This is a genomic window from Vibrio sp. 10N.222.51.C5, assembly GCF_041474575.1.
GTDB classification, from domain to species: Bacteria; Pseudomonadota; Gammaproteobacteria; order Enterobacterales; family Vibrionaceae; genus Vibrio; species Vibrio crassostreae_C.
Genome location: NZ_JBFRUJ010000013.1, coordinates 59075 through 73632 on the forward strand (window position 1 = coordinate 59075; position 14558 = coordinate 73632).

General features: G+C 45.3%; 11 protein-coding genes. All 11 read right to left on the minus strand.

The window, feature by feature from the left end:
* Positions 1–166 precede the first annotated feature (166 nt).
* A complete protein-coding gene (gene dapB / locus AB4558_RS04730) occupies positions 167–991 on the minus strand; it encodes a 4-hydroxy-tetrahydrodipicolinate reductase (RefSeq protein WP_020628676.1) in 825 nt (274 codons plus the stop codon).
* Positions 992–1083: 92 nt separating this feature from the next.
* The gene (mutT, locus tag AB4558_RS04735; protein ID WP_017062897.1) at positions 1084–1482 is read right to left on the minus strand and encodes an 8-oxo-dGTP diphosphatase MutT; all 399 of its coding nucleotides are present in this window, start codon (positions 1480–1482) and stop codon (positions 1084–1086) included.
* 348 nt (positions 1483–1830) lie between these two features.
* Positions 1831–4557, minus strand: coding sequence for a preprotein translocase subunit SecA (gene secA, locus AB4558_RS04740; protein WP_017059292.1), 2727 nt, complete (start codon positions 4555–4557; stop codon positions 1831–1833).
* Between the two features lie 390 nt (positions 4558–4947).
* Positions 4948–5865 (minus strand): UDP-3-O-acyl-N-acetylglucosamine deacetylase, encoded by a 918-nt coding sequence (gene lpxC / locus AB4558_RS04745; protein WP_010434751.1) that lies wholly within the window; start codon positions 5863–5865, stop codon positions 4948–4950.
* A 96-nt stretch (positions 5866–5961) separates the two neighbouring features.
* Entirely contained in the window at positions 5962–7191 is a 1230-nt protein-coding gene (ftsZ, locus tag AB4558_RS04750; protein ID WP_017059291.1) for a cell division protein FtsZ, read from the minus strand.
* 31 nt (positions 7192–7222) lie between these two features.
* Positions 7223–8491, minus strand: a complete 1269-nt coding sequence (gene ftsA, locus AB4558_RS04755) for a cell division protein FtsA (RefSeq protein WP_010434747.1) — start codon at positions 8489–8491, stop codon at positions 7223–7225.
* Positions 8484–9176 (minus strand): cell division protein FtsQ/DivIB, encoded by a 693-nt coding sequence (locus AB4558_RS04760; RefSeq protein ID WP_017059290.1) that lies wholly within the window; start codon positions 9174–9176, stop codon positions 8484–8486. Before AB4558_RS04760 ends, ftsA begins: the two co-directional genes overlap by 8 nt.
* A 278-nt stretch (positions 9177–9454) precedes the next feature.
* Entirely contained in the window at positions 9455–10915 is a 1461-nt protein-coding gene (murC, locus tag AB4558_RS04765; RefSeq protein ID WP_065584712.1) for a UDP-N-acetylmuramate--L-alanine ligase, read from the minus strand.
* Positions 10916–10928: 13 nt separating this feature from the next.
* Positions 10929–11990, minus strand: coding sequence for an undecaprenyldiphospho-muramoylpentapeptide beta-N-acetylglucosaminyltransferase (gene murG / locus AB4558_RS04770; protein WP_017062898.1), 1062 nt, complete (start codon positions 11988–11990; stop codon positions 10929–10931).
* Between the two features lie 12 nt (positions 11991–12002).
* Complete coding sequence (gene ftsW, locus AB4558_RS04775; RefSeq protein ID WP_017059286.1) at positions 12003–13199, minus strand: cell division protein FtsW; 1197 nt, start codon at positions 13197–13199, stop codon at positions 12003–12005.
* A 22-nt stretch (positions 13200–13221) separates the two neighbouring features.
* Positions 13222–14538 (minus strand): UDP-N-acetylmuramoyl-L-alanine--D-glutamate ligase, encoded by a 1317-nt coding sequence (gene murD, locus AB4558_RS04780; RefSeq protein ID WP_372073200.1) that lies wholly within the window; start codon positions 14536–14538, stop codon positions 13222–13224.
* Between the last annotated feature and the right edge of the window lie 20 nt (positions 14539–14558).

Genomic DNA, 14558 nt, shown 5'->3' on the forward strand with positions numbered 1-14558 from the left:
TAAAGATCTAAAACAAAAAACATACTAAAGACCACATAAACAGCATAGAAATGGAGTCAAAAAGGCGATAAGAAGAAAGTAGAAGGAAGATCGGAGAAGTGAGATTACTAAGGAAAAGGCACCAAATAAAGAAAGCGCCGGCAATTGCCAGCGCATAAATATCTATTTATAGGTCATTCAAACCAAGCACATCCGTCATGGTATAAAAGCCTGCTGGTTTATCATTTAACCAAACCGCGGCCTTGATTGCGCCATTAGCAAAGGTCATTCGATCAGTGGCTTTATGGGTAATTTCCACTCGTTCACCGATATCAGCAAACATAGCGGTGTGTTCACCAATAATGTCACCGGCACGAATCGTCGCGAAACCAATCTCATCTTTAGTGCGCTCGCCAGTAATACCCTCGCGTGACCATACAGCTACATCGTTCAGCTCGTTGCCCATAGCACCCGCAATAGCTTCGCCCATACCAATCGCAGTACCTGACGGTGCATCGACTTTATGACGGTGATGAGCCTCAACGATCTCGACATCACAGTAATCGCCCATCACTTTAGCGGCCTTCTCTAGCAGCTTAAAGACCAGGTTCACACCAACGCTGTAGTTAGGTGCCATTACGATAGCCATCTCTTTTGAAGCAGCATCAATCACCTGCTTCTCTTCTTCAGAGAAGCCCGTTGTACCGATGATCAGTTTTTTACCGTGACGTTTACAAAGTTCAATATTCGCTAATGTGCTAACAGGGGCAGTAAAATCGACAATCACATCAAACTCTTCGATGGCTTTAGACAAATCATCGACTAAAGCAACATCAAAACGACCTTCACCGCATAACTCGCCGACATCTACGCCGACCAAAGATGACTCTGGACGCTCTGAACCAGCTCCAACACTTGCTTCTGAATTATGATGAGCGGCTTTCACCAAGTTGCGGCCCATGCGGCCCGCTGCTCCTGCAATTGCAATTCTTACCACTGCGAATATCTCCATTGTTTTGGTTACCGTTGCCACTTATCTCTTGCAGCAACGTTCAATCGATTAATCTCTTTAAACTAACAACAATCTCAAACTCAGGCTAGCAATTACGAAAACTCTTTTATTACTCGCTCTAAAATTGGCACATTTGCCTCTGGGAAGGCGTATTGATTCAATGATTCTAGGCTTACCCATTCACCTTGCTGACCTTCTTTACCATAAGGCTGCTCTTCAAAATCAGTCACGAGAATGAAATCGAACTTAAGTGACTTATCCGTGTAATCAAATTCAAGATGCTCAAACAGAGACTGCTCAGTCACCTTGATACCGACCTCTTCATCAAGCTCGCGAGTCATCGCTTGCTCAATAGTTTCGCCCTCTTCAACCTTGCCACCTGGAAATTCCCAGAAGCCACCTTTGTGCTTGTCATCTGGACGCTTAGTGATAAAGACCTGTGACTTATCTTGATTGAAGATAATACCCGCTACGATATGGATTCTTTTCATTGATGGTGTTCCTTAATAAAACGCTGAACTCACATAGTCCCTAAATACGTCATCCTCAAGAAAGAGGAACGACTGAGTTGGGGATCTAAAACTACGCGAGCCTAACTAAACAAGATTCCCTACTACGCTCGCTCCTCGCTATAGGGAATGACAACTTCCTTGCGTAACAAAGTAAGCCATGAAATTTACATACAAAAAGAGCCGCCTAAGCGACTCTTTATATTCTATTTGTCAGTTTTATGAAGCTAAGTTGTAGTGTATGAGAGCAAGGCGGTGGCACGGAGCTTACGACTGTAAGTGAGTACCACCAACGCAGCTATCATGCGCTACAACTTAGCTTCATTAAACTTACGCGATTTTACCGTGACACTGCTTGTACTTCTTACCGCTACCACATGGGCATGGCTCGTTACGGCCAACTTTACGCTCGTCACGCACTACCGTTTGTGGAGATGCCGCTTCAGCTTCATCGTCAGCTAGCTGGTTTTCAGCTGTTGCATGTTGCGCTTGTGCACGACGCGCCGCTTCTTCAGCTTGAGCTTGACGTTGAGCTTCCATCTTTTCAACTTCTTCTTGTTGCTGAACGCGCACTTTAGAAAGGATGGTAACAACGTCTGTTTTCAGTACATCTAGTAGGCCTTCAAACAGTTCAAACGACTCGCGCTTGTACTCTTGTTTCGGGTTCTTCTGAGCATAACCACGTAAGTGGATACCTTGACGAAGGTGATCCATCGCAGCCAAGTGCTCTTTCCAAAGGCCGTCTAGCGTTTGTAGCATCACAGATTTCTCGAAGTTACGCAGTACTTGAGCACCAACCACTTCTTCTTTCTGTTTGTACGAATCAACCGCCATAGCAAGAATACGCTCACGCAATGCTTCTTCATAAAGCTTGTCGTCTTCGTCTAACCAACCTTGAATATCAAAGTCTAGATCGAAGTCATTCTTCAGACGATCTTGCAGACCCGCGATATCCCACATATCTTCAAGAGACTGAGGTGCGATGTATTCATCAATCACTGATGCCAATACATCTTCACGGTTGTGTTCGATCATCTCGCTGATATCGTCAGAGCTCATCAGTTCATCACGAAGCTCATAAACCACTTTACGTTGGTCATTGGCTACATCATCGTACTCAAGAAGCTGCTTACGAATATCGAAGTTACGACCTTCAACTTTACGTTGTGCTTTTTCAATTGAGCGAGAAAGCATCTTAGATTCGATCGCTTCGCCTTCGTCCATACCACTTTGGATAAGACCAGCCATACGATCCGATGTGAAGATACGTAGCAGAGAATCTTCCATTGATAGGTAGAAACGAGAAGAACCCGCATCACCTTGACGACCAGAACGACCACGTAGCTGGTTGTCGATACGGCGAGATTCATGACGCTCAGTACCAATGATGTGCAGACCACCTGACTCAAGCACTTTATCGTGGATTACTCTCCAGTCAGCTTTGATCTTCTCGATCTGCTCTTTGGTTGGATTCTCTAGCTTCTCAACTTGTGCCTGCCAACTACCACCTAATACGATATCGGTACCACGACCAGCCATGTTAGTTGCGATAGTTACCGCACTCGGCATACCAGCTTGTGCAACGATCTCTGCTTCCATTTCGTGGAATTTAGCATTTAGAACGCTGTGCTTAATTTTTGCTTTTTTCAGTGCGTTAGACAGTAGTTCAGACTTCTCGATAGAAACCGTACCAACCAATGATGGCTGACCAGCAGCTACACGGTCTTTGATGTCTTCAATGATCGCATTGAACTTGTCTTCTTCGGTACGATAAACCACATCTGGCATATCGTTACGAACCATAGGCTTGTTGGTTGGGATAACCACTGTTTCTAGGCCGTAGATAGACTGAAATTCGAAAGCTTCTGTATCGGCTGTACCTGTCATACCTGACAGTTTTTCGTATAGACGGAAGAAGTTCTGGAATGTAATCGATGCTAGCGTCTGGTTTTCATTCTGAATCTTCACACCTTCTTTAGCTTCAACAGCTTGGTGTAAACCTTCAGACCAACGACGACCTGGCATAGTACGACCAGTATGTTCATCAACGATAACCACTTCGCCTTCTTCAGTAACGATGTAGTCGACGTCTTTCTCAAACAGTACGTGTGCACGCAGCGCTGCATTAACATGGTGCAATAGGCTGATATTAGTTGGAGAGTAAAGCGTGTCACCCTCTTCCATCAGGCCGTTTTTGACCATTAGCTCTTCTACAAATTCTTGACCGTTTTCAGTCAGGTGAACCTGTTTCGATTTCTCGTCCATGGTGTAGTGACCTTCACCACGGTACTCTTCAGAATCTTCTTTATCTTGGCGCTCAAGGTTAGGGATCAACGTGTTAATACGCGTGTAAAGATCTGAACTATCTTCAGCTGGGCCAGAGATAATAAGTGGAGTACGAGCTTCATCGATTAAGATTGAGTCAACCTCATCGACAACAGCAAAGAAGCGCTCACGTTGAACACGATCTTCAGCACGGAAAGCCATGTTGTCACGTAGGTAATCGAAGCCAAACTCGTTGTTTGTTCCGTATAGGATATCCGCTTGGTACGCTTCTTTCTTCTCTGGTGGAGCCATGTTTGGCACGTTTACGCCAACAGTCATACCAAGGAATTCAAATAATGGGCGGTTTGTTTCCGCATCACGCTTCGCTAGGTAGTCGTTCACCGTTACTACGTGAACACCTTTGCTAGGTAGGGCGTTAAGATAAGCTGGTAGGGTTGCTGTAAGAGTCTTACCTTCACCAGTACGCATTTCTGCAATTTGGCCAGCATTTAGAACCATGCCACCAATCATTTGCACGTCAAAGTGACGCATGCCGTAAACACGCTTAGACGCTTCACGTACCGTAGCAAATGCTTCAGGTAGAAGTTGGTCTAGCGATTCACCTTTATCTAAGCGCTCACGAAATTCAACCGTTTTTGCTTTTAGTTCTTCGTCTGAAAGTGCTTCAAACGTTGGTTCGAAGTTATTAATTTCTTTTACAATTTTTCTAAGGCGGCGCAGTGTTCTGTCATTGCGACTGCCAATTACCTTTGTCAGCAGCTTAGTAATCATGTGCTTGGAATCTCTTCGTTCTCAGATCGTCCGCGATCTATTTTAAATGCCGTCAGTGTCTCTACTAGCTATGAACTAGTCTTCAGTTACTAACCAAGGATACTGAGATAAATCTAGTATCTTTGATATTGTACTTGAGAGTAGAGTTTTCAAGGCTTGAGTTAAAATTAATGCCCTTTAGTGTAAGTAATTTTCACACCAACAACCATTTATAACCCCATTTGTTTGATGTGCTTGGAACTTTTCTTTCTAATTGCTGATGGATTAGCCAGACTGCAGCTCATTGGGAGACAACTTTCGGATGTTGACGACACTGTATCTGGAAAATAGATACAAAAAAACCAGGTCAATGACCTGGTTTTCGAAATCTTATATTGCTGTAAACAACAATTACGCTAGAACCATTCCTGGTTCAGCAAATGCAACAGGAGAGCCTACTTCTTCTTCGAATGTTGCCCATTCCCAAGCTTCTGCGTCAGCAAGTACTGCACGTAGTAGTTGGTTATTTAGGCCGTGACCTGATTTGTATGCACGAAACTCACCAATAATAGCGTGTCCACACATGTACAAGTCACCAATCGCATCTAGTACTTTATGAGTTACGAACTCATTGTCAAAACGTAGACCCTCTTCATTAAGAATTCGGTATTCGTCAAGTACGATAGCATTATCAAAGCTACCACCAAGTACTAGGTTTTGAGATTGTAGATACTCAATGTCGCGCATGAAGCCGAAAGTACGAGCGCGAGAGATTTCTTTCACAAAACCTTGTGAAGAGAAATCAAACAACAAACGTTGCTCATCAGATTCAATTGCTGGGTGGTTAAAGTCGATCTCAAAGTCCATACGGAAGCCGTTAAATGGAACAAACTCTGCCCACTTATCGCCATCTTCAAAACGGATAGGCTTTTTGATACGAATAAAACGCTTCGCTGCATTCAGTGTTTCTACACCCGCTTGCTGTAGCAAGTATACGAATGGGCTTGCGCTACCATCCATAATTGGGATTTCAGGAGCATCTACTTCAACAATAATGTTGTCGATGCCCATACCCGCTAAAGCTGCGTTAAGGTGTTCCACTGTAGAGATACGTACGCCTTCGTCATTAACAAGAGCTGTACATAGCATAGTGTCACGAACTGACGCTGGATCAGCTGGGAAATCTACAGGTGGATTTACATCTGTACGACGATAAACAATACCTGTATTTGCAGCTGCCGGGCGAAGAGTAAGTGTGACTTTACGACCAGAGTGGAGACCCACACCAGTTGTTTTCACAATTTCTTTCAGAGTACGTTGTCTGATCATCTGCTTGCCTCGTTATCAGTGCTACAAATCACGGTCAGTATTTACCGACCGCGAATTTTACCATTAATTCGACGATAGTCAAATTTTGGGTATTTGTTAATCAGCCTGACGTCGTAAGAATGCTGGAATATCTAAGTATCCACTCTCTTTCTCAGCCTTAGGTGCTGCACTTTGGCTAGCGCCTGTACCTGAAGAAACAGGTGACGTTGTTGGTTGCGGCTTAACTTGAGGTTTAACCTCAGTTTTTTCTTGCAATGGTTGTGCCACTTTCTCTTCCACTTTTGGTGCAGTTTGAGCCGCTACCTGTGGTTGAGGAGTTGGTGCAACCTTAGCTTTACCACCAGCAACTAATGTAATGTCTGGTTTTTTCTCTGTGCCGATACCTGTTGCAACAACAGTTACGCGGATTTCATCTGTCATATCAGGGTCTAGAGAAGTACCAATCACAACTGTTGCATTATCAGATGCGAATGCCTTAACTGTATTACCTACTGTTTCGAACTCATCTAGACGCATATCTAGGCCTGCAGTGATGTTCACAAGAACGCCACGCGCGCCAGCTAGGTCGATGTCTTCTAGTAGTGGGCTAGAAATTGCTGTTTCAGCAGCTTCTTCAGCACGGTCTTCACCTTTTGCGATACCGCTACCCATCATTGCATGACCCATCTCAGACATTACGGTGCGAACATCCGCGAAATCGACGTTAATCATACCAGGGCGAGTAATTAGCTCAGCGATACCTTGTACAGCGTTTTTAAGTACATCATTTGCACTTGCGAAAGCTTCTAGCAGAGTTACGCCGCGGCCAAGTACTTTAAGTAGCTTTTCATTTGGAATCGTAATTAATGAATCCACATGTTTAGAAAGCTCTTCAATACCTTGCTCAGCAAACGCTAAACGCTTTTTGCCTTCAAAGCTAAATGGCTTAGTTACAACAGCAACCGTCAGCACACCCAACTCTTTCGCAACTTCAGCAATAACTGGAGCAGCACCTGTACCAGTACCACCGCCCATACCAGCTGCGATAAATACCATATCGGCGCCAGTTAGAACTTCTTTAATTCTTTCTCGATCTTCGAGAGCTGCATCACGGCCTACTTGTGGGTTTGCACCAGCGCCCAAACCTTTAGTGATATCACCACCAATTTGGATCACGCTGCTCACGCTTGTTTTACGAAGTGCTTGTGCATCAGTGTTAACACTGATGAATTCTACGCCTTCGATTGATTCACGTACCATGTGCTCAACAGCGTTACCGCCACCGCCACCAACTCCAACGACTTTAATTACTGCATCGTCAGACATTTCCATCATCGGTTCAAACATGTGTTATCTCCGTTTTTTCCTGCAACTCAGGTTAAAACTCTTTTTGTATCCAATTACGCAATTTGCCAAATAAACCAGACATAGAAGGTGCTGAACGCTTAGGTTCGCTGTAATCACCTTCATCACTGATCTGACAATCTCTTGCGTAATGAAGTAAACCAACCGCCGTAGAATGATACGGCTCTTTAACATAGTCAGTTAAGCCACTAACTTCTAACGGCTTACCAACTCGAACTTGATTGCGGAAAACACGTTCCGCACACTCTACCAATCCGTCAATTTGTGCCGCTCCACCAGTGAGAACGACGCCAGCTGCAAGGTGGTGTTTAATACCTTCATCTCGTAGCTGTAATTGAACCGTATCAATAGTTTGGTTAACGAGACCCATAAGTTCAGTGTAACGTGGTTCAATCACTTCCGACAAAGTTTGTCGTTGCAAACTTCTCGATGGGCGACCACCAACACTTGGGACGTTAACAGAGTCATCCTTGCTTACAAGTTCACTCAGAGCGCAACCATGGTTTACTTTTATCTCTTCAGCATCGCTCACTGGCGTGCCGAAAGCGAAGGCAATATCACTGGTTACTGCATTTCCTGCGTAGGAAAAGACTTCTGTGTGTCGAAGTGCGCCGCCAGTCCAAATGGAAATATCCATTGTACCCGCACCAATATCGACAACACATACTCCAAGCTCTCTCTCGTCTTCAGTAATTACCGCATTGCTTGAGGCAAGTCCTGAAAACACGATTTGTTCTACTGTGAGACCACATCGTTCAACAGCTTTAATAATGTTTCTCGCCATGTCGCTATGGCAAGAAATTAGGTGAACACTGACTTCCATTCGAACACCAGATAAGCCAAGTGGGTTCTTAATCCCTTCTTGATAATCAATGGTAAATTCTTGTGGGATCACGTGCAGAATTCTCTGCTCATCACCTATTTTAATTGATTTCGCGGTATGGATCGCTCGATCCATATCGTCTTGAGACACCTCTTCATCAGAGATAGTGCCCATGCCTTTTTCAATTCGGCTTGCGATATGTTTACCCGATAGCGAGATAAATACATTGCTGATTTGGCATTCCGCCATCAACTCTGCTTGATCAATAGCTCGCTGAACCGACTTAACTACCGACTCTAGGTCGTTTACACCACCTTTATCCATACCTCTGGATGGGCTTTGCCCAGAACCAATGATATTGATTTGACCATCAGGCAATATTTCACCAACCAGAGCTGATATGGTCGCAGTGCCTATATCAAGACCAACGATTATGTTGTCATCTGCGGTCTTAGTCATCTGTGCTCTCTTCTAACTCTTGCTCTGGAAACCAGCCTACAGCGGCTCCCGTATCATACCTGAGGTCGATGTAGCTCACTTGATTCGCTTTACTACCAAGTTCGTTGTAAAGCGAAATGAAGCGTTCAACACGCTCATCTAAAGAATCTTTACCTAGTTCTAAACGGATACCGTTATCTAGGATTATTTGCCAAGCGCGACGCTCATTGAGAACGAGAGAGGTAACGGTTAACCCTAGACTGTTAATCAAAGGGGTTATCTGTCGCCACTTTTCTATCACTTCTTGGCTGGTGCCGTCTGGGCCGTAAAGCTTAACTCTATCGCCCTTCAACAGGCCGATATCACCATTAAACACCTGACCATCGTCATTCAGCAGCATGTTACCGTTCCAGATTGCTGCCGCATGGTACTCAGTCAAAAATACTTTTATTGTGTCTGGCCACTGCTTACGAATGGAGACCACTGAAACCCAAGGTAACGCTTCTAAACTGTCTTGCAACACACCGATGTCTTGCGACATGAAGGTTCCAATGTGCTCTAGCTCGCTAAAGGCATGTTGAACATCACCAGCGGTTACGTAAGTTAAGTCGCCTTGAAGTACTATTTTGGAGAGAGGCAATCGCTGATCGTCCCACATCCAAGTTAGTGTGGTATAGAAAAGAAACCCAATGAATAGCAATACCATGACAAAAAAAGACCCGCCTAAGGCGTGTTTCTTGAGTGACGGTAAACTGAATAGGTGGCGGTTTTCGCTAAAAGTACTTTCTACCAAAGCCCGCATTCCCTGTCGTTGGTTCGCAATTCTATTCCCTATCTTCGTAATAGAGGTAAAAGCACTTACTTTAACCTATGAATTATACTGAGCAAAATCAAACTATCAAACGTTGATAATAAGATTTTTGGTCAATTTTAGGTCAATCGCAAGAAGTGAGCGATTGACCACAGTCTGTAGACAGTATTCTGTTACGCGTTCTGCATTTTATTAATGTCTAACTGTAACGATTCCAACTGCTTCGCTACTCGACCAACATCGCCTGCACCCTGCGTTAAAACAAGGTCACCGCCTTGAATTACGTTGGCTAAAGCCGATGGCAGTGCGTTGATATCGGCAACAAAGATTGGGTCTATCTTACCACGCCCACGAATAGTTCGACTTAATGAACGTCCGTCAGCCCCTGCAATAGGTTTCTCACCTGCAGAATAAACATCTAACAGAATTAGGACATCAACCTGCTCAAGAACGTTCGCGAAATCATCATACAGATCGCGAGTACGGCTATAACGGTGCGGTTGGAAGATCATAACAAGACGTTTATCAGTCCAGCCACTACGAGCAGCTTGAATCGTCACATCAACTTCGGTTGGGTGATGACCGTAATCATCGACTAGCATTGCAACGCCTTTACCTGTTTCATACTCACCTAGGTGATCGAAACGGCGACCCGTGCCTTCCGTTCCCGCCATCGCTTTGAGAATCGCTTCATCGCTGATGTCATCTTCTGTTGCAACAGCAATCGCAGCCGATGCATTCAATGCGTTGTGGCGACCTGGAATGTTCAACGTGATATCTAAGTTAGCTTTACCTTCACGTACAACCGTAAACTTGCCTTGTTGACCTTCTTGTACGTAGTTTTTAATACGAATATCTGCGTCTTCAGAGAAGCCGTAAGTAATCACTTGGCGGCTCACCTGAGGGATAAGTTCACGTACAACAGGATCATCTACACACATCACAGCCTGGCCGTAGAACGGCAGGTTGTGTAGGAAATCGATAAATGTCTGCTTTAGCGTTTCGAAATCGCCGCCATAGGTATCCATATGATCCGCTTCAATGTTTGTCACGATACTAACCATAGGTTGCAGATGTAAGAATGACGCATCACTTTCATCAGCTTCAGCGATAAGGATACGGCTTGAACCTAAACGTGCGTTTGTGCCTGCACTTTTCACCAAACCACCGTTTACGAAGGTTGGATCTAGGCCGGCTTCCGAGTAAATCTGTGTCACTAGCGCAGTCGTGGTTGTTTTACCGTGCGTACCTGCCACAGCAATACCGTGACGAAAACGCATCAGCTCAGCCAGCATTTCTGCACGACGAACGATCGGTGTGCGCGCTTCACGAGCTGCAATAATTTCTGGGTTTTCTTCGTTGATAGCGGTTGAAACAACCACCACACTTGCGTCGGCAACGTTACTCGCTTGGTGACCGATATAAACGGTCGCACCCTTGCTAACTAAACGATCAGTCACTGGGTTTTGAGCAATATCAGAACCCGTGATCTGGTAGCCTTCATTTAGCAAGACTTCAGCAATCCCGCTCATTCCGGCACCACCAATACCAATGAAGTGGATAGATTTAACACGGCGCATCTCTGGCACCATTGCACGGATTTGCGCTAAGTCTTGGGTATGTTCAATCGTCATCAATTCAATCTCATTATTTTGCTAAAGCTTTAATCGCTTCAGCGACGGTCACATCAGCATCAAGCTTGGCGGCTTGACGAGCTTTTGTTGCCATCATTTTTAATTCATTTCTATCAAGCTGCGCGATAGTGTTCGCTAGCTTATCAGCCGTTAGTTGAGGCTGTTCAATCATTAACGCTGCGCCACATTCAACTAAATGGTCGGCATTCAACGCTTGTTGTCTGTCTTTGTGCATAAACGGAACGAAGATAGAACCGACACCTGCCGCAGACACTTCTGATACGGTTAATGCACCTGAGCGACACACTAATAGATCTGCCCACTCATAAGCTTGCGCCACATCATCAATAAATTCAGTCACTTGAACATTACCAACAGAATGTGATTTGTATTGCTCAATAACTTGTTGTTGATTGTTCTTACCCGCTTGGTGCATCACAGTGAAGCCTTCACCAAGCTGCGCCATCGTTACTGGCAAGGTATCGTTTAGGATTTTTGCGCCCTGACTGCCGCCCATAACCAAGATGCGGATGTCACCATCACGCTCAGCCATGCGTTGCTCGGGTTCAGCTAAGGCAACCACATCTTCGCGTACTGGGTTACCCACCACTTCTGCGGTAGGGAAAGCACCAGGGAAAGCTTGGAAAACCTTTTTAGCAATCTTAGACAGCCATTGGTTGGTTAAACCTGCCACTGCATTTTGTTCATGGAGAACCACTGGAATGCCAGACAACCATGCCGCGATACCACCCGGGCCACTCACGTAGCCACCCATACCAAGTACCACATCAGGCTGCCATGCTTTGATGTGTTGCCTTGCTTGAAGTATGGCATTAATAATCTGGAACGGCGCTTTAATTAACTTGCTAATGCCTTGACCACGCAGGCCTTTCACTTTGATGAAGTCGATTTCAATGCCATGCTTTGGCACTAAATCCGCTTCCATTCTGTCTGCTGTGCCTAACCAGCGAATTTCCCAACCTTGTTGCTGAAGCTTTTTCGCTACTGCTAACCCTGGGAAAACGTGACCGCCAGTACCACCAGCCATCACTAAAAGTTTTTTGTTTTGTTTCATCACGTTAGATTCTTATTCTACTAATTCGTTTTGACTATCAGCTTGTTCTTTTTGTTGCATTCGGCATTCGTGGTCAATGCGCAGCAGCATTGATACCGCCACAGACATAACAATTAAACTCGAACCACCATAACTGATTAGCGGTAGGGTTAGACCTTTGGTCGGAACGATGCCAGATGCAGCACCTACGTTAACAAGCGTCTGAAACGCAAACCAAATACCAATACCAAAAGCCAGATAGCCGCTGAACACTTGATCGTGTTCAAAGGCTTTTTTGCCAATAAAAATGGCTTTAAAAACCAAGCTAAAGATGAGTATCAAGACCAAGGTCACGCCAACAAAACCCAATTCTTCTGCCAACACAGCAAATACAAAATCGGTGTGCGCTTCGGGTAAGTATTCGAGTTTCTGAATTGAGTTACCGAGCCCTTGCCCCATCCAATCACCACGGCCAAACGCCATCAATGACTGAGTTAACTGGTAACCACTGCCGAACGGGTCGTTCCAAGGTTCCCAGAATGAGGTAACACGTCGAACACGATAAGGTTCTATAACAATCAAACCGACGACCGCGGCAATACCTGCCACCATCAAGGCGATAAACTGTGAAAGCTTGGCACCAGCAATGAATAGCATGCCGAACAGGGTCACTAGCATTACGACCACAGTACCTAAATCGGGCTGGCCTAGCAGCAGCACGGCAAAAGCGCCGAATACCATGATCGGTTTACCAAAACCACCGAAGAAGGTTTTTCTCACTTCATCTTGCTTCCGAACCAAGTAGCCCGCCATAAAGATAAACAGCGATAACTTGGCGACTTCAGCGGGTTGTAAGTTAAATAGCCCTAATGGGATCCAACGCGATGCGCCGTTAACCGACTTACCGACGGCTAATACCACAATCAGCAAGAAGAAGGACAAGCCCAGTAGATACATACTGTATTGAAACCAGCGTTGCATCGGGATTTGCAATATGACGCTAGAGACACCTAACGCCAATACAAGGAAGATGGCATGACGGAACATAAAGTGAAACGGCTGATCGGTTAAACGAGCACTGATGGGGAACGAAGCAGACGTCACCATCACCAAACCTGTCAGCATTAGCCCAAGAGCAATCCACACCAATTGACGATCGTAAAGCGCCTCGGGAGTAGCACGGTTTAGCCACTGCCAGATGGATTGATTAATCTCTTTGACTCTTTGCACTGAATGTTAGTCCTTCAACACGTTAAGCATACTCATGAGCAAGCTCAGTGAACGCATCACCTCTTGCCATGAAATTATTAAATTGATCGAAGCTTGCGCACGCCGGAGACAGCATCACCATATCTCCAGCCACCAGCTGTGGCGAGATAGATTCGATTATCTGCTGCATGGTATCGAACTTTTGTGCCGATGGGTGCAGAGGCATGAATTGATCTGCATCTTCACCGAAACAACACAGCTGAACACGCTCAAGTTGCGCCAATACTGGTTCAAGCTCACTAAAGTCAGCACCTTTACCAACGCCGCCAACCAAAAGATATAACGTACCTTGATACTCCAACCCAGACAGGGCTGCCAATGTGCTGGCTACATTCGTTGCTTTGGAGTCATTAACCCATTTGATTTCGCGCTTGTCAGCCACGACTTGGCAACGATGCGTCAAACCGTTATAGGCCTTCAAAGCATCAAGACTTTTGCTGTAGTCGATACCAACTTGCTTCAATAGTGCAAGTGAGACTAACGCATTCGCCACATTGTGACGTCCAACCAATGTTAAATCTTGGGTAGCAAGGACAGGTTTACCGTTGTCCATTAGCCATTCGGTACCATCAACTGTCGCGACACCAAACTCTTGATCGTCGAGTCCGAATGTTACTAATGACATGTTGTGGTCTGGATACGTCTCTTTGTCGTCGCGGTTAACAATCGCACACTGCGCGTTATTAAAAATTCTTAACTTGGCTTCACGATAATCAGCCATACCCTGATAGCGATCCATGTGATCTTCTGACAGGTTCAAAAAGGCTGCTGCTACAAGGTTTAGGTTCGATGTGGTTTCTAACTGGAAGCTTGAAAGCTCAAGCACATATAAATCTGCATCAAGCTCAAGAAGGTCTAAAGCCGGAATACCAATATTGCCACCGACACCAACGTTAAGGCCAGCCGCTTTAGCAAGTACGCCTGTCAAATCCGTCACGGTACTCTTGCCGTTTGAACCAGTAATCGCCACAACAGGCTTATCTACAGCCCAACCAAACAGCTCGATGTCGCCAACGACAGGCGTACCCGCTTCAAGCACATCTTGAATTTCTGGCGTCGCTAAAGCAATGCCTGGGTTAGCAACCACCAGATCAGCCTCAGCTAGCCATTGGCCATTCCAGCTTCCAGAATGCAGCTCTACCGACTCAGGCAAAGATTCCTTTCCTGGCGGTAGCTCTCGCGTATCAATGACCTTCACATGCGTATGAGGTTGATATTTTACGAGATGTTTAACGACAGAGAGCCCGGTAATACCGAGCCCCACAACCACTACATTTTGAATATTTTGCCAACGTTCCATTTAAACAAGATGCTCTTAAT